Below are 23,025 nucleotides of genomic sequence, written 5' to 3' on the forward strand. Positions count from 1 at the left end.
CCTCCTAGATCAACTCATCGTGAATATCTGCTACTCTAAAATCGTCAGTATCCTTTCTGGCTTTTTCAACTACTTGATTGAACTTATTAGAGGAGTCGATTTTTGACTTGATATCAACTGTTTGATGATTCTTTTCTTCTAATCTTTCTTTGTAATTCTTATAATCTTCATATTTACTAATAACAATAGCTAATTCATAATTCATTCTCTGAGAAGTGTTTTTGAATTTCTTATTTAATGTTTGCTTTGCTAGGTAATTAATCAACATAGAGTACATTTCTAAAAACTCATCATAGGAAATCGAACCGTAAACCTTGTCGTCTCTCCCTTGTGTGATCTTATCAACCCTCATACAATAATAATTAGGCAATGTAACTTGATAATGTTCTTTGATCCATTCATAAAATCTATTTTTAGATTCAGCTAATTGTTTGTCTTTATGTTGTTCTAATTGATAACCGACAATCATGCCGTCTATTTCCTCCTTACTCATCTTGCCTTTCTTAGTTAATTCATTTTTAAAACACTCCTCATGGTAATACCTTCCGTTTATTTTTAAGTAAGAATCTCTTTCAGTGTCGATTGACTGTAATCTAATTGACTTTCCATGTTTATCTTTATCTAATCCTTGCAATTTTAATTCTTTTAGCTTTTTTGTATCACATGAATGACATTTGTACTTCATAATAGCTACACCTCATTTTAAAAAATAAGGGGAAAGAAAAAATTCAATCCCCTAATGTTGTATGTATTATTCTTTAATTAATTTTAAGAATTTCTCTAAATCTGAAATAGCTTCAATTTGGTTAAAGTCAATATCCAAACCAGAAGCCTTAACTTTTGCACCTAACGATTTCTTTTTCAGTGGAGTTAATGCTGAAATTAACTTTCCGATCTCGTCACGCAAACTATCTACAGCCACTTCTGGAAGAGCTTCTTCTTCTTGCGCTTTTTCTTTTTTATTTGTCATTGATTCAGATAATAAGTCTTCATCTTTTTTGATAGAATCTGACATACTATTTCCTACAACATTCGATTTTTTACCTTTGTTTTTATCAATTACATCTTGCCATAATAAAGGCGAAGGATCGTCAATTACAACATTTTGAGCATAAACTTGTGTTCTATCTTTACGCATTACTTGTGCTTTAATTTGTCCCATATCATCTTCGAAATGACGTAGTACTGTAAAGAACTCGTACTCTACTCCATCCCATGTATCAGGGACTTTGCCAACTTCAACTAATTGCATTTTTCCATCAACATCAACCATTTGCTTTTTAGTTTTCTCACGAGAAGTCACTACTACATATTTATCTGTTCCTGTAATAAGGCTACGTAACAAATTCTTACCCTTCATTTTGATTTTGTCGTGGTCTTTAAATTCTAATCCTGCAGTGGACTCAGCCACAAACTGCTCTGTAGCTGTTTTATCTTGAGATTTCGCTTTTAACTTAGCACGTTTTTCTGATACATTGATTGCAGCAAATTTTACATTATCACTAATTACCGTAATGCCATCTACTACAATTACATCTGCAATGAAAGGATTTCCATCTGCATCGAATACTTCTTCAAGATTTCCTTCATCATCTTCGATATACAATGTCTCCTCTTGCATGGCTTTTTGCGCCCACTCTTCAACCTCTGAATAAGATGTTGTATAAACAAGTAAAAGGTTGTCTAAGTTAATACCTTGCTCTTCAAGCGATTCAAGGTAGTTATCTACACTACCTGCTTCACAATCGATATATAATACACGTAACGGCTTTCCGTTTTCGCCTTTCATCTTCATGAAGTCTAATGCAAATGTAGATTTCCAAGTTCCTGCTTCACCAAAATTAAAGAACTTTAAACCTTTTTTTACTGTACTACCACGTTTAGCTTTTGCCATGAATAAATTACACTCCTATTAATTATGTATTTTTTATTTTAATTACAAATGTTATGCCTGTTTTATTAAGTCCCACTTATCTTTATACACGTCATATTTACTTCTCATTCCTACGCTAAAATTATAAGATCGAAGTTCCTTAGAAGGAATAATTAAAGTTTTAAATATTTTCTCATCAAGAACGCAATGTGCTATATAATAATCGCAATTATGCTTTTTACTCCAGATATTAAACTTGAAGAACGAACCAGTTTTAGTATTATGTAAATTAGATGTCTTAACATCGATTTTAGTTTCTTTATTTACTAATATATCGTATGGATGCTTAACACTCATTTTTTCAACTTCAAAACCTTTGTTTAATAGCATGTCTAGTGTTTTAAATTCATAATCTATTCCAAAATTGGTTTCAGAAGTTTGTAAATCTAAGTTTAATAAGTTAGCGTAATATCTATATCCATTACCTTTAGAGATTAATCCTGTTATGCTGTAACCATTCTCTAAAGTTGTTCTAATTTGACTATATGTTGGCATACAGTTTATCTTTAATATTTCCTGAACCTGTTTGATGCCTCTGATTATCTCTTCTTCTTTTGTCAAACTGGAATCTCTATATATCTTTTTCTTTGTGGGCAAATTTAATTTTTTCGCCCACAAAGTCATACCACCATTAGAATATATCATTCTTTCCAATTCACGATAATTTGAACGCCTTATTTCTTCAATTGTTGGCATTCTATCAATATTTAATTCATCCATTATGTATAAGGTAATATTTTTTATATCTTCTATAATGTCTGTTACCAAGGTAATGAGTCTTCCTCAATCTCAACTTCTTCTTTTTTGCCTTTGCCCCAAGTTTCAGATGACTTCTGTTGACCTTCTGCATTTAATTTCTCTAACGCTTCATCTACAATTGATTGGGTATACGTTTCAGTATCAATTGTTTCTGGATTAGCACCTTCGATTACATATTCACGAGTATATGATGTATTTGCTCTGTCAAATGAATTTGTTTTGCCCCAAGAGTCAGTTTCTTTTACTTCTTCTACATCAGCCTTATTGACGATTTTCCCACTAACATCAATAGATGTGTATGGTTTTAAATTCTTCTTGATCATATTTGCTAGAGACTTTTCATAAACTACAAACTCTACATTTTCGATTGAATTTTGAGTAATGATTTTTGCTTCGATTAAGAATTTATCTCCATTTTCAGCTTTTTCAATTCCGATAAACACAATTTTTTGTTTAAAATCTGATAATGATTCAAATCCTTCTTCTTCAAAATCAATATCTTTAGTATTTAAGAATACTGCATCAGCAAGCAGCTTTTTATTACGAATGGCATCGCCTTCACGATTTCTAAATGAAGAGTATTCAATTTGACCTTGTATATAAATAGAAGTATCATCACTTAAACCGCTAACTACTTCTTCTGCTGCATCGTATTGTGCAAATGTAGAAATGACGTTCTTACCTTTCTCATCTTTTTCTAATCCTAAGCGAGTACCGATAACTTTAAATCCTTCTTCTTCGTAGTTGTATCGATCATCCCAAGGTACAATTTTTTGTTGCGGTTTTTCTCCTTTAACTTCAGACTGTTTGAAAAGATATGCATTCTTACTTTTAAAACCTTCTACATTAATAAAGACAGTTGATTCTTGGTCTACCTTTACACCGAATTTTGCTGTATTCTTTTCTGCACCTGATGGGAATGTTTGTGGTTTAAGGGCATCTTCCTTTTTTAATCCTGTTGCAATTCCTCGTAATCGGAAGAATCCTTTTGTTTCCGGTAATCCATGAGTTGTTTTAGCCATTAAATAAATCTCTCCATTTCAATTATGTATTTTAATTATTAATTATCGAACCAATCACAATGTACCTAACTAAAAGTTTAAATAATATTAGGATTTTACTGAGAACATATGTAATAAGCTTTGGCGAAACTTATTGTTTGAGAACATGCGAATGTTAGTTATTTTTACCTTCATTAATTTAAGCTTCAATTATTTACATCGCTCAAGGTTCGATAGTTAATTTTAATTACTTTTTCTTGCTTTTATTCTTTTTCCGTAATGCTCTAGCTTGTTTCAATGCTTCTAATGTTATCCATCCGCCATCAATTTTACTGTATGTAATAAGAGTTAATGGATGACCATGATGATAATGATACATTTTCTCCTTCATATTGAATAAAGGTGTAGTCATTCCTTTTACATCAATTATCTCTATACTTTCATCATTATGTATTACTTTGAAATCAGCCTTATATGTAATTGCTCTGTACTTTTTACCATCCTTTTCAAACTTGGATTGTAATTCGAAAGACGGTTGTAAAGTAAAACCTTTGATCTCACCTTGTGATCGTTGTTGCTTTAAGTATAAATAGTAGTCACGTTCCATTTTCGAGTCAAACCGAATATCATCTTCTACTACTTTTTTAGCTCCGTACTTGGTCAATCAGCATCACCGTCTACATTTTCTTTTAACTTAGGATTGTATTGAAGAATAGTCACCTTATCCAAAACATGCTGCACAATCTCATCTCGTAACTTTTCAATTTGTAGATGTGCATCTTCAATTTTTCCTGTCATTGTAGCTGATAAAGGAACTTCATAATTCACTAATCCATTTAGTAATGATTTTAAATTACCAAAGTATCCTACATCCTTGTAGTCGTAACTATCAATTAGAGGAGAATTCTTCCCACGACCTTCACGCTTCTGATAACGTTTCTGCAAAATGATGTTACGTTGATCACTTGTAATTCTGTAGTCTTCAGTTAACTGTACTGCATTCTTTTCTTCCACTGGAGTTTCTACCAATATCAAATCACCTAACTTTTTATGTATTTTATTGATTAATAATATCATTTCTTATAAAATGTAATTCTAGTAGCAGTTTCTTGATCGTCTTATTACACCAAACAACATTATCACGAGTAAATTCTTGTTGTTCATTCAATAAGTCTAGCTCGTTCAAAATCTCCATCTCATGTTCATAAGTCAATCTACTGACCATCGTCATCACTCCCTTTCTTAACTTATATATTTATTATAACATCTTATTTTAATATTACAAGTATTTTTATGTATTTTATTATTTAATTTTTATAACTGTGTTTGTACCATGCGTAAATCATTTTGTAACCTTTCGATTTGTGCTTCTATTTCTAAAGCTTTTTCTAAGTTCTTTTTATGTAATGCTTCTTTTTCATAATCAGTCGTCCATTTTTCCTCTAAAGCCCATAAATCACGTGCATATCCCTGAAAATCATGGCTAACAATACTTATTTCTTTAGTGATCGAAATTCTAGGAGCGTAGAAGTCACATCCATTTCCGCAACAATCATGTTCTATATTGTAGAGTTCATCAGTTGTACTGCATTCACAATAACTACCTGACATGTTACCCAACTCTAAATGGATTTTGTAAACTACTCCTAATGAATTATTATGTATTTCAAACGTTCCAATTAACCAACCATTATCACTTTCTACAAACTCAATGTCGTCTAAGCAAGTATAGTCATTTAGCAACTCCTTCATTTCTGAGTATGACTCTAGCTGCAATAATGTTTCATAATACGGAATTAGTGTCTTCTTCGTCTCTTGATCTTGATTTAGAATGAATACTTTTAGATCCTCGTAAAATTTATGCATCTATCTTCCTCCAATTTTTATAAAATGTGATTTTTAATTAATTGTGGTCAACTATTTCTAATCGACCACAATATATGTATATCTCTATTCCTTCACTACTGTAGTATTAGCTCCTTGTACAGAAACCCAACCATGCTCCATTCGTGCTTCCATTTCTTTAAGTTTAAGTAATTCAGGAGTAATAGAGTTGCTTAATAATTTATTTGCCTCTGATTCACCTTTAGCTTTTTCAATTTTAGCATCGGCAGTACCTTTGGCTTCAATACGTTTCTTCTCTGCTTGTTCAGCTGCAATTTGTTTCTCTAATTTTAACTTTTCTAATTCTTGTGAAGCTTGTACTCGTGCATCAATTGCTTTTTGTGTGTTTTCATCCAGTTCAGGAGTACCAAGTGTTACATCTGCAATGATGAATCCTAGTTTATCAGATTCTTTAGCCATTAATTCAGTTACTTTTGCAGATGCTTCAGAAGTTTTAGTTCCATAAATATCTAATACAGAGTAACCTGAAACAACTTCTCGTGCTGATTTAAAAAGTTTTTGTGCTAGATAACCTTCTTGAATTTGTTCGATTTTTTGTGATCCTAACTCTTTAAAAATATCTAATACTTTAGATTTATCAACTTTCATTTCATAACGAACAGGCATAGTGATTTTCTTTCCATCTTCTGTAGTTACACTAATATTATCTTTCACGATAGTAACACGTGTTGGATATTCTTGAGTCTTCTCTAATAATCCTACTAAGTGCCATCCTGGATTTAACACTTCTTTAGCTCCATTAGATGGACTATAGACTACAGCAACCTTACCTTCAGGTACTTTTTCGACAAATACCATAAGTCCAATTGATAAACCTAATACTCCAATTCCTGTGCCTACTAAACCTAAAATACCTTTTAAGCTCATTTTACATTCTCCTCTTCATCGTTTGATTTTGTATTGTATACTTTGTTAATTCTATTTACTTCTGATTTAATATAATTCTTTAATGATGGAAATATAAATGTTATTACATATGTAATTATTACTGTTATAATCAATAACGATAATATTGCCCTCAATTAATCAATCTCCTTTTATATATTTTCTTAAATAAAACTGAAATATTATTTAATGTTTTCTATTTCAATTGTGAGTTCTTTTATAATGCTAGTTTCAAAAACTCTTATAAATTTGCGTAATTCTTTCTGTACATTTTCATATAACCTCTTGTTTGATGGATTATTATAATAACCTGATGATATCAAATCATCGATACTTATATTCCTCAGGATAGAGTCTTTATACATTGTGAATAGAATTCTTTGTTGTGTTTTAGTTAGTTTAATCATGATTATATAACCCTTTTATTGTAGTTGAAATTAGTATAGTTAAAATGAATATGACCTAAATTAAGCTGCCAATCTAAACATTTATGTTCTTTGTTGCCTTTGATAGCTCCGTTGGTATGAATTCCCCATTTACGCTTAATATTGATATCTGGATCATTCCCATACTCTAAATAATTCTGCTTACGAATATAACGATAATCATGAATTGAAGTGTTTTTATTCCCTTTATTGAACCAAAAACTTAATTCTCCGTCACCTTTAATCAATTTCTTTATAAGTTTAATCAAACTGTAAGCCCTCCTATTCCCATTGAAGATACTTTCATAAAAGCAGAATATTACTTAATTAAAACAGAGGTGAATCACAATATGCTCCTTCTTTTGAGACATGTTTATTCCCGATCCACATTTTCCATTCCAATTCTGGCACTTCACGAACAACATATACTTTACGAGCTGTCACTTTTGTAGAATGATCAATATCAAGCAAATCATCTGTATTGAACATTACTTCTAATAAAACTTTATCTTTCTTATCAAAATATGTAGACTTTTTAATTTTCTCTTTTGTGTTAAAGTGCAATTTACCTTTATCACAAGAATATGTACCAACTGCTCCATTTGCTTCTGCTATTTCGCCAATCTTATATGTAAATTTATCATCGTAGTAACTACTGTATGTACCATCTTCATTCTTTTTAACAAATTTATATAACTTATTATCTTTGAATATGTCTTTAATATCTAACATTGTGTGATTGTCGTATTTGACACTTTCTTCATCAATTTCTCCACTATTATGTACACGATAAATCTTACCTTTAAACTCAACATATTTAATTGCTTTAGGTGAAATTTTACTAATTACTTCGTCTAATTCTAAAATGAACTCAAGCTCAGGTTTCTCAAAGTACTCATCTGACAATGTAATTTCTGCCAACTTTTCAATAGCTGCTTGTAAACTAAACTCATCATCTTTAATATCTTCAAACAGTTTGTCTAGATTAACACCATACATTCCACCTAAATGTTCCTGTAATTCCTCATATGAGTTAATTTCTAATTTCATACATGTCATGACAATTCGTAGATATTCAGCTTTGGAAATCTTATACCCTTTATCTTCATACTTTTGAACACGTAATGCTGAAATTAATGGGTATGCAGTATTTGAATTAAACTTGATAATTTTTTGAGAGTTATGTTTCATGAAATCATCATGGAAATAATACTTATTATCTTTGAAATCATATGCTCCCATAACTGATGTGAAGTCAAATGAATCAAAAATATCTTCTGCTGTATCAAAGCATTTGAAATGTATTGCTTGAACTAATAACTCTCCATCTGCAAATAATGTAGATTTTTTCGTACTACTTAAAACTTTATTTCCACAGTGATCAAATAGTTCTTCGATAAGTCCCAATAAATCATCTTCATTACGAGTGTAAACATCAATATCATTAATTTCACTATTAGTAAAAATACTTGTAATAGCTCCACCTGCTACAAATACATTGTACTTTTTAAATAAATCTACTAATTCACTTCCTAGTAATTTCAGCAACTTCTTTTCTTCAAATTGTGTATTCAATATGTTTATTCTCCTTTTCGCTATGTATTTTATTTTGTAATTGGATTGAAATCATTAACTCCATCTAACTTATTAAATTCATTAATAATTGTTTCAACTTGCTTTCTAAACTTCTCTGGAAAACGATCATCTTTTCCGTAGTTTTTATTTAGATACTTATAATTACTTTCTATCTTTTTATAATAATTTGCCTCTGTAAAAATTCGATCTCCAAACCTATCTCCTCCTAGTAATCTAACAAGAAATCGAACATGTTTATTATCATTCTCTTTAATATACGCATATACGTACTCATGAAATGAACCATCTTCGTCTTTTGAGCACTTACTTGGTAGAGCATATAAAGTATTGTCGACATGTTTAAACTCATAATCGTCATCAAGACCACTTATAAATTCTGGAATAACAATCTCTACACCATCAATAGTTTTTGTTTTCAGTCTATTCCTATTGTATTCATCATGTTCTTCATCCCAAATTTTACTTTTAATCACTCTAATCATCTTAGATAGTTCATTATGTAAATATTTATCTTCTGTTGTAGAAGTTTTATATGTATCACGGAAAGACATAATATTATCAAGTTGTTCTTTTAGGTATTCAGTATTCAATTTAAACCTCCTCTTTTCGATAATACGTGTATTTTATGTATTTTCTATATTAAATAATGTTATTTGGATCTACAGTAATTTTATTTGAATGTGTATCAATTTTGGCATTTTTAAACTTTAGTTTAATATCATCCTCAATCTTATTCCCATTTCCATCAAACGCACTAATTGATACAAGTAAATCGCCTTCAATTAGTATGTCTTCAATTCTCACATTCACTTCACCAGTTGAGTTAGAAATGGTTGGCATAAGTGTGATGAACTCAATATCTTTATTATAAATTTCAAATTTAACATCTACTACTGATGTCATAACAATATTTTTATACTTTGACTTAATTTCATCAATAACATTCTTAGTTTTGTATGCAATTACATCATTATTGAAAATGTATTTCTCTTCAGGAACAACAGCCTTATTTATTTGTTGAGTATTATTTTTCTTTTTGAATTTCTTAAAAATATTTTTAAACATTGTAACATCTCCTTTTTTTTAGATGATATCGTACTATTACTTAATTTCAATATTATGTGCTTTTAATGCAACATTAACAATAGCTTCGCTAGGTGTATTACCAAATGCTGAGCATTCTTTATTTTCATGTATAACCCACGCACGATAATTTAAACCATTCATTCTCTTTCTGACTAAACCTTCTTCGAAAGTTTCTAGCACTTCCCAAGCATCACTAATAGTGTGGGTAGGATTCCAATACGACTTACCTAGAAGCATATGCTTAACTTTCCAACGGCCAGACTCCTCATCAGTCTCCCATTTCATTATCTTTTCGGCAATGATGTGATTTACATTCATTGTTTTATTCTCCTTTATAAAAAGTGAATTATTATTTAATAGCAGTTATCTCATGTATTTTCGCTATTTCTGATTTATGTAATTTTGTATCTGAAACTGAGTACCCTCTATCGTTTATCAAATCCAAAACAATATTTCCTTCATATTCAAAAATTGCAACAGTGAATCCATTTGGTAATGTCATTTCTATTTCTTTATCATTCATTAAAATCTCTCCTTAATATTTTTCATTTTCAATAGCATTTAACATATAATCAATATCTACATATTTACAGTCATTGACCTTTTTCATCTGAAGCAAATCTTTATGTATTTTATCTAATTTGCTTTCTAACTTCTTATACTCATCTAATTCATTAATCTTTTTAGCATATTTTAATGTTAATTTTTGAGTTAAAATGCCTCCGTTGTTATCATATTCATTGATTAAATCAATAATTAATTGAACTGTATTATTTACTTCCAATATGACTCTCATCCCTTCAATAATACTTATTTTTTATTTTAGTTTTATCAATCTAAAATAACCCAAGTTCCTTCAATTAAATCTTCAAATGAGTATAGTTCAATTCCGTTTTCATTGATTGGATAATTGTATTTAAATACTGAATTATAAAAACCTTCTTTGTCATAAAATCTTACAACTTTACCATTCTTACTTGCCTCCATAGCATCCATAAATGTTACAGTGCTACTCATCATAAATCCCTCCCATATAATCGTTTTATTTGAAAATAATCAATGTGAAATGCTAACATTAACTGTGATATAAGTTGTAAAGGATTGATTATGTATGTCTGAAAAACTTAATACTAATAAAGTTAATTGTGATGAGCATCTTGCATTGAAAAATTTGTTCAATGATATTTCTAAAGATGAATTAGAAATCGCCAAGAAGTATATTGAAGCACTAGAACATCTTAATAAGAAGTCTGAGAATAAACCTAAAGGATGAAATCATCCTTTTTTTATTTTTCTTCTCCTTTATGCTCAAATGCATGGTCAATATGCCCTTCTACCTCCCATAACTCTAGAGTCGCATATATACGAGCAATACTATCTTTGATTAAGACTAATTGACGTTCTTCATATCCACTAAGTAGTTCTTTATCCTTCAAATGTTCTTTATCATCTAATTCAAAAGCTAGTGATAATTGAGACGCTGTCATACTAAGTAGACTTGCTTCCTCACTAATTCTGTTATATGTACCTCTATTAAATTTCACGTTTATCAAATCCTTTCATTAATATCATTCTTTCATTTAAAACTAGGAAACTATTTCACCATTTGAATAATGATAAATATATTCACGCACATGCTCTCTAAACATTGTAGTTGTATAATGCACTGTTCTTGGACTTACCCCAATAATTGGAGCTACTTCATACGTAGTTGTTTCTCTAAATAGCAATGGTAATAAGTACGGATGATACTTTTCAATTATCAGTGTCCTTGCGTATTCTATTGCATTATGTAAGTATGTATAGTCATTTTTATGTAATACATCGTTATCTGAAGCGTCCAATATTTCTATCAAAGAAGATTTTTTATTTTCTAAAGATATCTTAAGGTCTAATGATGAAATAATAAAATCTGAGTCATCATTCTTCTTATATTTGTAGTATTCTAAACTTTTACATACTTCATTTTTCATAACAGTGTAACAGTATGTAGAGAATTTTATTCCTTTTGATTCATTAAAAGTTTTAATAGCTTTTGCAAATCCATAGTAAGATGCACTTATTATATCTTCTTCGCTCAACCTAGACTTATTATTAAACTTTCTTACGATTTCATAGATTAAACCTTTATTCCTATTAAATAATTCATTTCCTGCCTCTTCTTTGCCTTTCTTATATAACTCCACTAATTCTTCATTTGTTAATTTATCCATCTATTTACCCTTCTCGATCCCAGATAAAGTATTCAGTATGTAATTCAAACTTTCGTTTACGTGGACGCTTTATATTAAACAATACCTTAGTTCCATTTTCTTTAAATGGGAAACGTTCTGTATTATCAACGTCATGAATACTAATACCTTGTCCTATCTTATTTAAATCTGTTGCTTTGGATGTAAATTGTTCTGAACATCCGCCTTTTGTTAACATTACATCGTTCGCACTATGAAATTCTACTTCTTTATATGTATTTAGTAATTCATTAATTTTATCATATATAAACTGATTTAGTGTAATTTTACTCACTACAGATCCCACCTTTCCATATCAATATCTTTCCTTATTATTTAATAACTTACCTTTCGTTGGTACGGTTACACTCATCACTCCTTCGATCTTAAGTAACTCATTTTTACTTTTATATGTATCAATAAATAAAACATTTAATACTGGTGATTTGTATGTAATTGAACCTAACTTAGATATTTCTTTAATAGTTTCTTTAGTTTCGTATGTAATAATGTATTGCTGAGATGTCTTTCTATTGAATCGCATTTCATCTAATAAATGTATAACCATTTTTACACCTCTATTCTTATGTATTTTTAAATTAAAAACATCCGTTTATTAAAATCCACATTGCTTTAACAGTTAATATTAATTTATAGTATTTACTATTAAAGCAACATAGTCTTCTTTAGTTAACTTACCATTCACCTTTTACAATATTATCATTAATTGTTTCAGCTTCACTTTCCAGATGAAACATGTCGTTTGCCATTTGAAGATTGATTTCATACATTTGTTGATAACCTATTTCCATTTGCTTAATCATAGCTTGTCTTAGTTTATCATCTATTATGGGGTCACTACTAACCTGCTTTATCTCTTCATACATCGTCAACATCTCCATTTCATTATTATGTATTTTATTAATTAATCACCGACTTTTGCTACATAACAACTATTTATTTATAATGAGAATGTTATAATTATCATTTCTTCGTTTCATTTGTTAAATATATCTTAATCTAACAACTTATTAATTTCAAGTGCATTTTATGTATTTTATTATTTAATTTACGATATTCGCTTTTATTTCATTAGCAATCCTACTAAGGTCACCGAATATTTACCACCTAATTCACCAGATTCACAATTAAGAGGAATATCATCAAAATCAGTAAATTTATAAATGGGTTTTATTTTACTATATTGAGAAAACTCTTTTAATTCTTCTAAAGTAATTATTTCTTTTAATTTTCTACGTATATTCATGAACTCAACTTTTTCACAATCATTATTTTTAAATTTTATATCAAAATATGTCTGATCAACATTTAAAAATGTATATTGTCCATATCCTACTTTGACAATATCTTTTTTCCATATTACATAATCCCAATAGCTCAGTTCGTCACGATACAAATGAATGTTTAATTCTTTTTTATCAAAAATTCTACACAACTTTTCCATTGATATAAATTTATGTTTTTTAAATTTTTTCATATAACTCTCTCCTTCTTTCTATAATATTCCACTTTTAATTAATTATTTTACTGGAATATAGTCATAATCTTTAGCTAAACTAATCTTTACACCGTCTTGTGTCACGTTGTATAGTTCAACTTCTATAAATGTTTCGTCTCCAATACATCCGCAGCCAACATCCAACTGTAACTCACCGCTCTTAAACATTTCAATTACTGCTTCCTTAATTAATTTCTTATCCATAAATACATTCCTCCTGATTTTTAATATTTTGTAATAGAGTGGTATTATAAAACTTACAGCATCTCTGGATTTTCGTAGATGTTGCCAATAATTTCATAAGTCATATTAAGCTCATCATCCATGCCGAAATACTGTTTAACACCACGAACTTTAAACGCACTATGTACATAAGCGACTCTACCAACGTGTCTATACCCTTTTCCTTTTCTCCACAAGTGTCCTTTAGTTACATCTCCTTCATAAATATCCTTACTATTCTTATCTTTTAAGCCAGTAAATTCATCTCTGCCAATCAATTTATATCCAAATTCAGCATTGAAACATGGTGATAAATCCTTTGTGTTCCGTTCTTCTAATTGATTCAATGTATAAATCTTCTGTTCAATATTTCCTGTTTGAACATGCATAAATGTATATCGAAAATTTTTTTCTCGCATTACTCTGCCTCTTTATTCATTAAAATTTCGTAACACTTAACTATTAATCTAATTTGATAAGCAATATCATCAAAAGCATCATGCTTACGCTCATTTTCATCTGTTACAGACGCTTTAATTTCATCTTCACTTAGTCCTGACTTCATACTTGCTAACTCTAAAATTGTCCGTACATCACGATCATTTTTATAATAAATTGGATACTTCAGATCATTACACCCATTTAAGTTAGTTTGCAACTTTGCATTATCGAATAGGATACCGTTACCCCATAAGTAGACATCCTTCATATCGCCTGTCTCTGATTGAGATAATAACCATGTGTGTAAAATTTCAAATAAATCGTATTCATTACACGTACCTTTATTCAACAATTCAGTAAGTAGTTCTTTATCTGTATTTAACCACCATTTTAGAGTTGAACCATCAACATTTAAGCTGCTGTATTTTTCAATATCGCCGATCAAATTAATTGAGTCATGCTTGTCCCCTGTTTGAATATCAAAGCTCATTGCTGAAATTTGAAATACTGTTGCATTTTCTCCAGTACCTAGTGTTTCAATATCAACCATAATATCTTTTCGCATACTAATTCTCCTCATTATGTATATGTATTTTAAAATCCTGTGTATTTCATTAGTATTTGAAATGGACGATAATCGTTTGATATGTATCGCATATTACTACCAACTTGCCATCCATTCCTATTACATTCTATAATGTTTTCATGTAACTCAATTTCATTGCTTGCCTTAAGAATCTTCTTTCCGTTAAATTTATTAAAGTCCATATCTGCATCCTCTTTTATGTATAATTAATTTTAAATATATATTTATTTAAATTATGTATTTTAATATTTAATTTCCTTGACTGCACCTTGTTCCAACATATATTTAGTATAACAAATTGAGTCACAATATAAATTGTGATCATCTACCAGATACTCATCTTCTCTAGTTATTTCATTTAAGCATTCTTTGTTTACACAACGTCCAATTACATTATATTCTTTAGGTTCAATCCAATTATTCAGTTTCTTCACCCTCACCAATGTTGCTATTTTCCTGAAGAGGATTATACTCTTTTTGCAGCTCAAAATATTTGAATCCTGCTCCTACTTTAATGTCTACCATCTGTTTAACAAGCCAATCACATCTAGCAATCCAAGACTTTATGCTATCGTCATCATTAAACATCGAACCTTTATCGTATTCATTAATAATTGAATCAAAAGTATTCTTTAAGTTTGTAACATCACTACTCATTCTTATCTCACCTTTATGTATATGTATTTTTAAACTACTCGTCTCAATTTAGTCTTCATCATCTTACGACATTCAGTGTCAGCTAATTTAATTCTATAATGTCGTCTATTCTTCCACTGTATTTTTGAATTTGTTACTTTAAGTAAATGTGCTATGTATCGAAAATCCTCATTATTAAATTTATCATGCTTAACTCCAAATACAGTAGTTAATGAATCTGTATAAACTGTTACTCCTTTCCATTCTTTCTTTAATACCATCTGTAAAGCCTTAATTATCGTTGTTGCTTCTGCTTTCATAGAAGATTCATCAAATCCAATAAATGTTCTTCTTTTAATTCTTCTGTTTCCTTTCATGACAAAGTAGTGGTGTGTGGATGATCCATCCTTGTAACTACTATCTGTATAAATTTTAATCATATATATTTACCTCAGTCATTATGTATTTTATGTATTTGCTTCCCATTTAGCTTTTGAATTATCTATAAGATCAATCATTTCATCTATCCATCTTTGCGCTGAGTCTTTATCTTTGTAAGTTTTGTCAAATATCCAACCATCCTCATCTCTTATTATTTTAAACCCATCTCCACGTCTATTAGGAGAAATGAACAGTCCAAAATCTTCATATCGCTTTTTACTATACTTTTTAATCATGAACATACCACCTTTATGTATTTTATTGTTTATTAATTTCAAGGTGCGACATTAGAAAACACCCTAATACCACACCCTAACATTAATCATCATTAATTAATCTGATCAGGTAATCTTACGAAGCACTATGTATTCCGGATAGTTTTGTTCTAGATATAGCTTCGTATCATTGATATTTTTTACGTTGTCCATCTCAATAGTAGTCTGTGTTTCGCCGTTGTATAAAAATGCAAACATAGGAGTCAAGATGATATTGTAGTCACCTTTCCCATTAATCCTAATCATATCATTAGTTTTAAAAGTATTATTTGTTGAAGGATAATATTTTAATTCTGGTTTACGATTTAAAAAAGTTACTTCTTGTCCATCTTCATCGATTTCTAAAATCTCTGTAAATTGCGAATCCATACATTCAACTAATAATTTTCTACCCTTTATGTTTTTCATATGGAGTCCGTTTGACGGTAGCAATCCATCAAACAACTCCTCCAACTCTTCTGGACTTTTATCTTTTATTACTAGATTAGCTTCAAATGATACTAAAAGTGCACTCATATTGTAATATTCCTCCATTTTCCATTAATTTTAGTATAGATGTAGCATCTACTATCATCTCTATTGATACAATTTTACCAACCATATACAGTATTGTCAATATAGAAATGCAAACATTTGTTCTTATTTTTCGTTTGATTGTTCCTAGAAATATTCTCCATTTCTATTTCTTTGAATAAATTTAGCAAAAATCAAACATTGTACAATCATTTATTTATTTTTATGTATAAAGGAAACCGAATGGTAAACATTCAGTCCTTTTTAAATTTATTTAAATTCATATTTAAAGCTGCCATAGTTATCTTCAAAAAATTCATCATTTATAACTTCTTTATATCTCATAAATGAAGGATAACTTTTCTTTTCACCTTTGAACGAGTATAAACCGTATCTATTCATTACATTGGTAGCTATTTCTTTAGTAATAACTCTGTCATCTTTTAGTAATGAATTTGTATACCACATTGCCCCAGATTCAATTAATGAGGTTACTGTTATTTGAGCATCTTCAAACTCAGTTTTAATGATGCCCGAGAATAAACTATTAATCATACTGACTGTAAATCTAATATCACCTTCACCTACTCGATTCTTTCTTAATATATATTCTCCATCAGCAACACGAGTAACATTTCCTTTCTTTCCAATGTACTCTGTTTTTCTATAAGTTTGAACAAATAAGTCGTATAACTCTTTAGATATTTCAATTTGACGATTATCTAAATTAATTTCATCAGAAAGCAATGATGCATAATATTTACCTTCTTTTTCAGATAAATCTTCATATCGTAAATTAGTTAATTCAGATAAAGCCTTACCTCTGATCCCCTCAAACACTGCTAAAACGATTGCTTTATCACGAACATTTATAAGCTTTTCAATATTCATAAGTAAAGCTTCTCTTGTATAATAAGTTAATCCTTCTTTATATAAGTATTTATCAACAAAAGAAGTATTGATAGATTCCACGATTGGATGAACTGGTGATACGCCATAACCATTATCTTTAGCCCATGTAATGTAATTTTTTATAGTTGTAATATATGAAATTAGTGATCGATGCTTACTTCTCTTAGCTGCATAAAAAGTAATTTCCAATTCTTCGAAATTCATATCAAACAAATCTTTATTAATTTTAAATTCAACTTCCGCTGTTTTTTCAAAAAGATAAACATAACGCTCCTCACTTATTTCTTTAACATCTAAAGTTTCAATAAATTTCATTTTATATTCTCTGTTATACACTACAATTCTGCCTCCTCTAACATACCTTCAAAGAAATCACTTATCTTCCTTCTCATTTTCTTGTTTACTACTTTACCTTCATTATTGATTACATTTGTATCTTTCCAGAATTTATTCTCTATATTAAATGCTTCAATTTTAATTATTTCAGACAGTTTGTCATACGGAATTTTATTCTCTTTCATCTTACTAGCCAAAGTTAAATGAGCTTCGAATAAATCTGCATCAAACAATACTTTATATTCATCTCTTTCGTGCTTACCAAAATACCCAAATAGATATACTAGATATTCATTTATTTCATCTGCAACTTTTCTTGATTGAAGTACAGAATCAATATTATAAACATTACTAATAGCAGCATGTAGCATTTTATAAGGGATAATATCACTACCGCGTAAAGTTGCCTTACTGTCTCCTACTGAACTAATTCTGTCTTTTAATTCACCTTTAGATTTTAAAATATTAATCACATTACTAACATGCCCACCTGAATACTCGACAATCTTACTTCTTGTTAATGGAGTTTGTTTATCCATATTTACTTGATATCTCTGAATTTCTTCATCTGATTTGTTAGAAATAGTAATTGGATAAGATCCGTTAATGTCTTTATCTTTTGAATATGCACTATATGTTGCTAACGTTCTATGCATTCCGTCTACGATATCTAAAATTGTCCCTGAATTTATTGTTAATTTGTGCGATTTTTCATCGTAAATTAGTTCTTCACCTTCATCAGACGACATTTGTGCTGCATTTAATGTTATTGTTGATGGTTCTAATTTATCTTCTAATGTCAATTTACTCATTTCAGTTACTTTACTTTTAAATACAATTGGTTCTTCCATCTCTTTACCATAACGATAGACTTTTCTCATTCCACGTTGTACATTTGGATTGTAGTTTAATTTACCGTATTTATATAACCTACCAAGCAATTGTCTTGTAATTGTTAAATTATAGTATCCATTTCCAAGATAAGTTACATTGGAAAGCGTTATAGGGAAATCTAGATCATCAATTGATTGCATATCAACAAATTGAAATCTTTCGAATTCTTTAATTTCTCTTTCAGTGAACCAAGTATTCATCCATTCAATATTATCAATTCCTAATTTTACAGTTAATTGTTTTCCGAATAATGCTAATTCTTCTAATGTTAATTTAGATACATTATTTGAGTTGTTAAGTAACATATAAACATTAGACTTTTTAATTCCATGTTTACTATTTAAATGCTCTACAATTAAGTCAAATTCTTTTTTATCTACAGTTGTAGCAAATAAAGAAATTAGACTTTTTACTTCTGTCTCTAAAGATTCTCTATCTTTATTGATTTTCATTTAAAAAACTCCTTTCAATACTATGTTGATTTTACCATTTATCATCTATAATGTCACATAAATTTATTCATTTTGTTATTTTATTCTTGATTTTATTATTTAGTAATAAAAGCATCTCTGGACGCATTTCTTCTAAACATTCTAATAATAATTCATGTGAAGCTGTTTTATATAATTCTTCAGCAGTAGTCATTTTTGCAGATATAATACCTGTAACATTCAGATTGGTTAATCTTAGATATCTCATAGTGGTATTTACATTTTTATGTCGAGCCTTTTTCATTGCTGAATCTATGCAATTTCCATTGTTTAAATAACACATCGTAACGGATAATTTTTTAAATGAATGGAAAGAGTATTCTAAATCTGTATTATTTAATAGCTTATTAGCCCTATCCATCATCCCGACTAATTTTTTGTAAGTCAAAGTAAATAATTTATTCGTATTTCCAATTTCTTTTAGTTGTAACAACTTATTATATAGTTCAAAGGATATCTTGTCTATCCATTCTTCATTGCCTTTTCCTTTATTGTAACCATGAGACTTCATAATAACTCCGTCTTCTACTGGTGTGAAATTTGACCATTCTATCTTTAATAATTCAGATGCTCTAAGTGCGGAGTCTATAGCTAATTCAATAATTAATGATTTCTCTAAGCCCTGTTCTTCTTTTCCAAAATATTCAATGTATTCCATTGATAATTCAAATGGTATCATTTCTATTTCTTCGCCTATGTTCTTAAGCGATTCAATTACTTTCAAATCATCTAAATCATACTTTATTAAATTTTCTCCATCTATTTTCTTTGTCTTTAAATAAGTGATCAATGACTTAATCGCAGATTGTCTACTATTAATCGTCTGATTAGCATACATCCTAGTACCATCTTCTTTTTCTGCATCATATAATGAATCGAAATATTCAAACAAAATTTCTGAACGTAAGTCATGTTCAATATTTTTATCTGTTATATAAATATAATCATTGTTACCTAAGATGTCCTTAAACACTTGATTCAAACTAGACCTATAAGTTTTTTCTGTATTAAAAGACTTTTTACCTTTTACTTTTAAAAACTCTTCTATATAATCTCCTATGTAGTTGCCCATATATGAAGTATTGTGATTAACCATAACCATTATTTGCAACCCCTTTATAATTTCTTTATTAATAATAGTATATCCATTATTTTGTGTATTGTAAAGCATTTTTTATGTATTTTATTATTTATTTTATTTAAGAGCCGACTTTTGATGATCGACTCTTAACGTTTTGTAATATGTTCCTATTATTTAATCTTCAATTAATTGCTTTCTGTCTAGAAAGTTCAATTTCATCATTAAACTCGTATACTGACATATAGATATTTGGACTATCATTCCATAATGATGATTTGCTGTCCAGAGATGTGATTTCCAAAACCCATCCTTCTTTGTCAAAGTTACTTACTACTACTTCAATTCCTTTGTATTTAAAAATACCATTCTCAAGATATTCTTCTAGTTGATTTAAAGAATCTAAATACTTCTTATGTTTTTCATACATAGTATCTAAATAATTTTTGATCATTATAATGACACCCTTTCAGTAAAAGTTAAATTTTATGAAAAGTTACTATCCAACATAATTCTAATTTCACGTAATAGCTCATCAGCATAGTAACTCTTCCCTAGTTGTATATAATCGTCCTCAGAAAGAGTTGAAGCGAAAGGGTTCGGAGAACGTCTTGAATCACTTTCTAATTTTCTGATGATATTTGCAATAATTACACGTTTCTTCATAAATTACATCAGTTCCTTTACTATTTAATTAATTGTTGTTTAATGTTACTGATGACTTTCTGATTGTCTTCTAAGTAACTGAATAAATGGTCAATGTCACCGTAACCATCTTCACTGAAGTCATTCTTAATTGGATTTATCCTTGCTACTTCGATATAACCGTTAGCATCATTATAGTACATGATTACTTTAATGAACTTCTTGCCGTTTTTTCGCTCACATAATATGTATTCAAAATCTTTTGGAGCAATCACATGACTAAATAAATGACCACGTATTACGTCATTTGTATCAATCGATGTCAAAGTTGATCCATTTTCAAAATTTATTTGCATTCTAACTCTCCTTTTCACTTTCCATAATACTTACCTTTTATGCAGTTTTGTTGATAACACCATGAATATCATTAAGTTAAGAGTTGATACCTTTAATCTTCATGTCTAATATATTAAGAGTGTCTCTAATGCCACTTTGGTAACAAGCACCACAAGGTTCAACTTCCATATCTCCTAACTTATAAGTCGATAACAACTTTTCTTCTGGCGATTCTTCGATCACGTAGCCTATCAAACAACATCTTGCAAACTCTTCTGTTGAAAGTTTTTTCAAAGGCAATTTAGGTTCGTAATCCCAACCTTTCACATGCTTTTCGATACAAGCGCTAATATTTCCATTTGGCAAAACTGTTTTCAGAGCCTCTGCAACCTCTTTCGATACTTTCACTTTTTCTGACATACTATTCTCCTTTTATGTATTTAATAATATTTAGTTTTTATTTAACATTACTGGATTTACTTTTTAAAAACTCATACATAGTAGGCGGTACAGTCGGTTCTTTCTCGCCATTAAAGAATAATTGACCGTTTTTTACTTCAAATTCACTGAGTATTTTATTCCCTAGACCTCCATTCAGAGTATATTCTCCTTCTTCTAGATACTGCAATCCAAATCGTACACCATTACTCATAAGTAGAAGCAGCTCCCATCTCCTGTGTCTTCAATTGATCCTTTAACCCAATATAATCATTTATAGCAAACAGTAAATTATCTAATTTTCTTTTAGAACATCGATTTGTTAGCGAGCCATTTAAGCGTACACTTAGCTTGTTTTCTTTTGTCATGGCTTTTCTACACACTCCATTTCAATCAAAGATTCCTATTATTAAATATTTAGTTCATTATCAAATTTTTTTATCACCATTCTCACTTCTTTTCTTAGACCATTGTAAGGTATTTCACAATTTTCACGTAGTCTCTTAATTAGATCAATCAATTCACAAGTCCTAGCTCGTTCTTTTTCAATAATTGTTAGATAGTGTTCATCTATTTCTTTTTTCATTGTAATAACTCCCTTCATTAATATATCTCTTTTATGTAAACATGTTGATATTTAATCTTCACTTGACTCTACATTATGTATATACCAAATTAAATCCAATAAACACTTAGCTTTTAATTCATCTGAACCTAATGTATTTAATTCCATAATGTAGTCAATCAAATCTACATAATTACACTGACTTTCTTCTCTAATATAATCAATTAATTTCTTTTTCAAATGTATTCCCCTTTTTATTTCTTTTAATATCCTAAAGCTCTTTTTGCAATATCTATGAATTCATACACTGTATTTTCATAGTTTTCAGGTTCATCTATTGGTACAGATACATGATGTGCAATTTCTTCTAATGAACTGATTAATTTCTTATTTCCTTCTTCTAAGTCTTCAATCTTATGCAGCAAAGCTAATACTGCATTATCTCCTATATAATTTCTCCAATGCTCTCCATAACGCTTTACTGTAATTACACCATTATTATTAGTAAATTCATATTCCTCTAATTTAATTTTATACATTAATATCCTCCTCATTTTTCATAATACATCTAATTTATGTAATTATTTATATCTCCCTTCTACATATATTTCTTTCATCTGTTTGTAATACTCATCAAATGTTATTTCCCTTACATAGAACTCTGAACCAAGAGTTGATGCTTGTTTTTCAGCTACATGTTTGTGGTCATACGTGTAAATATGGTCATCTCCTCTAAATAATTCATAACTCATTTTTACATATCATCCTCTACAATTTCTTCTTTATCTAATACATACATAGTATCAATTAACTTGAATTGCATACACTTAACACATTTATACTCAATTGACTCCGTGAACTCATCACATCTAAAAC

Annotated in this window: 44 protein-coding genes; 1 reads left to right on the forward strand and 43 read right to left on the reverse strand. The window is 29.3% G+C overall.

All coding sequences use genetic code 11. The features are described from left to right. Positions 1–4 precede the first annotated feature (4 nt). The 17 genes from FJQ98_RS15970 to FJQ98_RS16050 all read right to left on the reverse strand — a co-directional run bounded on the left by FJQ98_RS15970 (position 5) and on the right by FJQ98_RS16050 (position 10,610). Positions 5–685, reverse strand: a complete 681-nt coding sequence (locus FJQ98_RS15970) for a hypothetical protein (RefSeq protein WP_053595783.1) — start codon at positions 683–685, stop codon at positions 5–7. A gap of 66 nt (positions 686–751) precedes the next feature. Continuing rightward, positions 752–1,894 (reverse strand): AAA family ATPase, encoded by a 1,143-nt coding sequence (locus FJQ98_RS15975; RefSeq protein WP_053595782.1) that lies wholly within the window; start codon positions 1,892–1,894, stop codon positions 752–754. 51 nt (positions 1,895–1,945) lie between these two features. After that, positions 1,946–2,701 carry a hypothetical protein gene (locus FJQ98_RS15980; RefSeq protein ID WP_053595781.1) on the reverse strand — a complete coding sequence of 252 codons (756 nt, stop codon included), beginning with the start codon at positions 2,699–2,701 and terminating at the stop codon, positions 1,946–1,948. Continuing rightward, positions 2,695–3,714 carry a hypothetical protein gene (locus FJQ98_RS15985; protein ID WP_053595780.1) on the reverse strand — a complete coding sequence of 340 codons (1,020 nt, stop codon included), beginning with the start codon at positions 3,712–3,714 and terminating at the stop codon, positions 2,695–2,697. The genes FJQ98_RS15980 and FJQ98_RS15985 overlap by 7 nt, the downstream gene beginning before the upstream one ends. Before the next feature lie 226 nt (positions 3,715–3,940). After that, entirely contained in the window at positions 3,941–4,357 is a 417-nt protein-coding gene (locus tag FJQ98_RS15990; protein WP_053595779.1) for a DUF1064 domain-containing protein, read from the reverse strand. Beyond that, on the reverse strand, positions 4,354–4,722 hold the full coding sequence (locus FJQ98_RS15995; RefSeq protein WP_053595778.1) for a hypothetical protein: 369 nt from the start codon (positions 4,720–4,722) through the stop codon (positions 4,354–4,356). Before FJQ98_RS15995 ends, FJQ98_RS15990 begins: the two co-directional genes overlap by 4 nt. A 28-nt stretch (positions 4,723–4,750) precedes the next feature. Continuing rightward, positions 4,751–4,918, reverse strand: a complete 168-nt coding sequence (locus FJQ98_RS16000; RefSeq protein WP_158003063.1) for a hypothetical protein — start codon at positions 4,916–4,918, stop codon at positions 4,751–4,753. 89 nt (positions 4,919–5,007) lie between these two features. Continuing rightward, positions 5,008–5,559 (reverse strand): hypothetical protein, encoded by a 552-nt coding sequence (locus tag FJQ98_RS16005; protein WP_053595777.1) that lies wholly within the window; start codon positions 5,557–5,559, stop codon positions 5,008–5,010. 84 nt (positions 5,560–5,643) lie between these two features. After that, a complete protein-coding gene (locus tag FJQ98_RS16010) occupies positions 5,644–6,465 on the reverse strand; it encodes a prohibitin family protein (RefSeq protein ID WP_053595776.1) in 822 nt (273 codons plus the stop codon). 427 nt (positions 6,466–6,892) lie between these two features. Then, positions 6,893–7,177 (reverse strand): hypothetical protein, encoded by a 285-nt coding sequence (locus FJQ98_RS16015; RefSeq protein WP_053595774.1) that lies wholly within the window; start codon positions 7,175–7,177, stop codon positions 6,893–6,895. A 58-nt stretch (positions 7,178–7,235) separates the two neighbouring features. Further along, positions 7,236–8,483 (reverse strand): Gabija anti-defense Gad2 family protein, encoded by a 1,248-nt coding sequence (locus FJQ98_RS16020; RefSeq protein ID WP_053595773.1) that lies wholly within the window; start codon positions 8,481–8,483, stop codon positions 7,236–7,238. A gap of 29 nt (positions 8,484–8,512) precedes the next feature. Next, positions 8,513–9,094 carry a hypothetical protein gene (locus FJQ98_RS16025; RefSeq protein WP_053595772.1) on the reverse strand — a complete coding sequence of 194 codons (582 nt, stop codon included), beginning with the start codon at positions 9,092–9,094 and terminating at the stop codon, positions 8,513–8,515. Positions 9,095–9,143: 49 nt separating this feature from the next. Beyond that, positions 9,144–9,569, reverse strand: coding sequence for a hypothetical protein (locus tag FJQ98_RS16030; protein WP_053595771.1), 426 nt, complete (start codon positions 9,567–9,569; stop codon positions 9,144–9,146). Between the two features lie 36 nt (positions 9,570–9,605). Continuing rightward, the gene (locus FJQ98_RS16035) at positions 9,606–9,908 is read right to left on the reverse strand and encodes a BC1872 family protein (RefSeq protein WP_053595770.1); all 303 of its coding nucleotides are present in this window, start codon (positions 9,906–9,908) and stop codon (positions 9,606–9,608) included. A gap of 31 nt (positions 9,909–9,939) precedes the next feature. Continuing rightward, positions 9,940–10,113, reverse strand: coding sequence for a hypothetical protein (locus FJQ98_RS16040; protein ID WP_158003062.1), 174 nt, complete (start codon positions 10,111–10,113; stop codon positions 9,940–9,942). Between the two features lie 12 nt (positions 10,114–10,125). After that, positions 10,126–10,374 carry a hypothetical protein gene (locus FJQ98_RS16045; protein WP_053595769.1) on the reverse strand — a complete coding sequence of 83 codons (249 nt, stop codon included), beginning with the start codon at positions 10,372–10,374 and terminating at the stop codon, positions 10,126–10,128. Positions 10,375–10,421: 47 nt separating this feature from the next. Beyond that, entirely contained in the window at positions 10,422–10,610 is a 189-nt protein-coding gene (locus FJQ98_RS16050; protein WP_143114915.1) for a hypothetical protein, read from the reverse strand. Between the two features lie 91 nt (positions 10,611–10,701). On the opposite strand from FJQ98_RS16050, the gene FJQ98_RS16055 reads away from it, so the two are divergent. Next, positions 10,702–10,863 carry a hypothetical protein gene (locus FJQ98_RS16055; RefSeq protein WP_158003061.1) on the forward strand — a complete coding sequence of 54 codons (162 nt, stop codon included), beginning with the start codon at positions 10,702–10,704 and terminating at the stop codon, positions 10,861–10,863. A gap of 13 nt (positions 10,864–10,876) precedes the next feature. On the opposite strand, the gene FJQ98_RS16060 is transcribed toward FJQ98_RS16055, so the two are convergent. The 26 genes from FJQ98_RS16060 to FJQ98_RS16185 all read right to left on the reverse strand — a co-directional run bounded on the left by FJQ98_RS16060 (position 10,877) and on the right by FJQ98_RS16185 (position 22,901). Continuing rightward, positions 10,877–11,134: a hypothetical protein gene (locus FJQ98_RS16060; RefSeq protein ID WP_053595767.1), complete on the reverse strand. Its 258-nt coding sequence runs from the start codon at positions 11,132–11,134 to the stop codon at positions 10,877–10,879. Between the two features lie 42 nt (positions 11,135–11,176). Beyond that, a complete protein-coding gene (locus FJQ98_RS16065; RefSeq protein ID WP_053595766.1) occupies positions 11,177–11,803 on the reverse strand; it encodes a sigma-70 family RNA polymerase sigma factor in 627 nt (208 codons plus the stop codon). Between the two features lie 4 nt (positions 11,804–11,807). Continuing rightward, positions 11,808–12,116, reverse strand: a complete 309-nt coding sequence (locus tag FJQ98_RS16070; RefSeq protein WP_053595765.1) for a hypothetical protein — start codon at positions 12,114–12,116, stop codon at positions 11,808–11,810. Positions 12,117–12,137: 21 nt separating this feature from the next. Beyond that, complete coding sequence (locus FJQ98_RS16075) at positions 12,138–12,389, reverse strand: hypothetical protein (RefSeq protein ID WP_053595764.1); 252 nt, start codon at positions 12,387–12,389, stop codon at positions 12,138–12,140. 127 nt (positions 12,390–12,516) lie between these two features. Next, positions 12,517–12,708, reverse strand: coding sequence for a hypothetical protein (locus tag FJQ98_RS16080; protein ID WP_053595763.1), 192 nt, complete (start codon positions 12,706–12,708; stop codon positions 12,517–12,519). A 197-nt stretch (positions 12,709–12,905) separates the two neighbouring features. Then, the gene (locus FJQ98_RS16085) at positions 12,906–13,319 is read right to left on the reverse strand and encodes a hypothetical protein (RefSeq protein WP_053595762.1); all 414 of its coding nucleotides are present in this window, start codon (positions 13,317–13,319) and stop codon (positions 12,906–12,908) included. Positions 13,320–13,361: 42 nt separating this feature from the next. Next, the gene (locus tag FJQ98_RS16090; protein ID WP_053595761.1) at positions 13,362–13,544 is read right to left on the reverse strand and encodes a hypothetical protein; all 183 of its coding nucleotides are present in this window, start codon (positions 13,542–13,544) and stop codon (positions 13,362–13,364) included. A gap of 53 nt (positions 13,545–13,597) precedes the next feature. Further along, complete coding sequence (locus FJQ98_RS16095; protein ID WP_201406481.1) at positions 13,598–13,981, reverse strand: YopX family protein; 384 nt, start codon at positions 13,979–13,981, stop codon at positions 13,598–13,600. Then, positions 13,981–14,568: a 3'-5' exonuclease gene (locus FJQ98_RS16100; RefSeq protein WP_053595759.1), complete on the reverse strand. Its 588-nt coding sequence runs from the start codon at positions 14,566–14,568 to the stop codon at positions 13,981–13,983. Before FJQ98_RS16100 ends, FJQ98_RS16095 begins: the two co-directional genes overlap by 1 nt. Before the next feature lie 438 nt (positions 14,569–15,006). Next, positions 15,007–15,246: a hypothetical protein gene (locus FJQ98_RS16105; RefSeq protein WP_053595758.1), complete on the reverse strand. Its 240-nt coding sequence runs from the start codon at positions 15,244–15,246 to the stop codon at positions 15,007–15,009. Positions 15,247–15,275: 29 nt separating this feature from the next. Next, positions 15,276–15,665 carry a ribonuclease H family protein gene (locus FJQ98_RS16110; RefSeq protein WP_053595757.1) on the reverse strand — a complete coding sequence of 130 codons (390 nt, stop codon included), beginning with the start codon at positions 15,663–15,665 and terminating at the stop codon, positions 15,276–15,278. Positions 15,666–15,692: 27 nt separating this feature from the next. After that, positions 15,693–15,902, reverse strand: a complete 210-nt coding sequence (locus FJQ98_RS16115; RefSeq protein WP_053595756.1) for a hypothetical protein — start codon at positions 15,900–15,902, stop codon at positions 15,693–15,695. 105 nt (positions 15,903–16,007) lie between these two features. Next, the gene (locus FJQ98_RS16120) at positions 16,008–16,457 is read right to left on the reverse strand and encodes a hypothetical protein (protein ID WP_053595755.1); all 450 of its coding nucleotides are present in this window, start codon (positions 16,455–16,457) and stop codon (positions 16,008–16,010) included. A gap of 267 nt (positions 16,458–16,724) precedes the next feature. Next, positions 16,725–17,702 carry a phage lytic cycle repressor MrpR family protein gene (locus tag FJQ98_RS16125; RefSeq protein WP_053595754.1) on the reverse strand — a complete coding sequence of 326 codons (978 nt, stop codon included), beginning with the start codon at positions 17,700–17,702 and terminating at the stop codon, positions 16,725–16,727. After that, positions 17,702–19,048, reverse strand: a complete 1,347-nt coding sequence (locus FJQ98_RS16130; protein WP_053595753.1) for a hypothetical protein — start codon at positions 19,046–19,048, stop codon at positions 17,702–17,704. The genes FJQ98_RS16125 and FJQ98_RS16130 overlap by 1 nt, the downstream gene beginning before the upstream one ends. 67 nt (positions 19,049–19,115) lie before the next feature. After that, a complete protein-coding gene (locus FJQ98_RS16135; RefSeq protein WP_053595752.1) occupies positions 19,116–20,189 on the reverse strand; it encodes a tyrosine-type recombinase/integrase in 1,074 nt (357 codons plus the stop codon). A gap of 160 nt (positions 20,190–20,349) precedes the next feature. Further along, a complete protein-coding gene (locus FJQ98_RS16140; protein ID WP_053595751.1) occupies positions 20,350–20,619 on the reverse strand; it encodes a hypothetical protein in 270 nt (89 codons plus the stop codon). Positions 20,620–20,651: 32 nt separating this feature from the next. Continuing rightward, positions 20,652–20,831 carry a hypothetical protein gene (locus tag FJQ98_RS16145; protein ID WP_053595750.1) on the reverse strand — a complete coding sequence of 60 codons (180 nt, stop codon included), beginning with the start codon at positions 20,829–20,831 and terminating at the stop codon, positions 20,652–20,654. Positions 20,832–20,851: 20 nt separating this feature from the next. Further along, complete coding sequence (locus FJQ98_RS16150; protein ID WP_053595749.1) at positions 20,852–21,166, reverse strand: hypothetical protein; 315 nt, start codon at positions 21,164–21,166, stop codon at positions 20,852–20,854. A 76-nt stretch (positions 21,167–21,242) separates the two neighbouring features. Further along, positions 21,243–21,566, reverse strand: coding sequence for a hypothetical protein (locus tag FJQ98_RS16155; RefSeq protein WP_053595748.1), 324 nt, complete (start codon positions 21,564–21,566; stop codon positions 21,243–21,245). 37 nt (positions 21,567–21,603) lie between these two features. Beyond that, positions 21,604–21,798, reverse strand: a complete 195-nt coding sequence (locus FJQ98_RS16160; RefSeq protein WP_053595747.1) for a hypothetical protein — start codon at positions 21,796–21,798, stop codon at positions 21,604–21,606. Beyond that, the gene (locus tag FJQ98_RS16165) at positions 21,791–21,952 is read right to left on the reverse strand and encodes a hypothetical protein (RefSeq protein WP_158003059.1); all 162 of its coding nucleotides are present in this window, start codon (positions 21,950–21,952) and stop codon (positions 21,791–21,793) included. Before FJQ98_RS16165 ends, FJQ98_RS16160 begins: the two co-directional genes overlap by 8 nt. A gap of 41 nt (positions 21,953–21,993) precedes the next feature. Continuing rightward, on the reverse strand, positions 21,994–22,170 hold the full coding sequence (locus tag FJQ98_RS16170) for a hypothetical protein (protein WP_158003058.1): 177 nt from the start codon (positions 22,168–22,170) through the stop codon (positions 21,994–21,996). A gap of 51 nt (positions 22,171–22,221) precedes the next feature. Further along, positions 22,222–22,389, reverse strand: coding sequence for a hypothetical protein (locus FJQ98_RS16175; protein ID WP_158003057.1), 168 nt, complete (start codon positions 22,387–22,389; stop codon positions 22,222–22,224). Positions 22,390–22,412: 23 nt separating this feature from the next. Then, positions 22,413–22,688, reverse strand: a complete 276-nt coding sequence (locus FJQ98_RS16180) for a hypothetical protein (RefSeq protein ID WP_053595745.1) — start codon at positions 22,686–22,688, stop codon at positions 22,413–22,415. A 42-nt stretch (positions 22,689–22,730) separates the two neighbouring features. Further along, on the reverse strand, positions 22,731–22,901 hold the full coding sequence (locus tag FJQ98_RS16185) for a hypothetical protein (protein WP_158003056.1): 171 nt from the start codon (positions 22,899–22,901) through the stop codon (positions 22,731–22,733). Between the last annotated feature and the right edge of the window lie 124 nt (positions 22,902–23,025).

The organism is Lysinibacillus agricola, assembly GCF_016638705.1.
Classification (GTDB): domain Bacteria; phylum Bacillota; class Bacilli; order Bacillales_A; family Planococcaceae; genus Lysinibacillus; species Lysinibacillus agricola.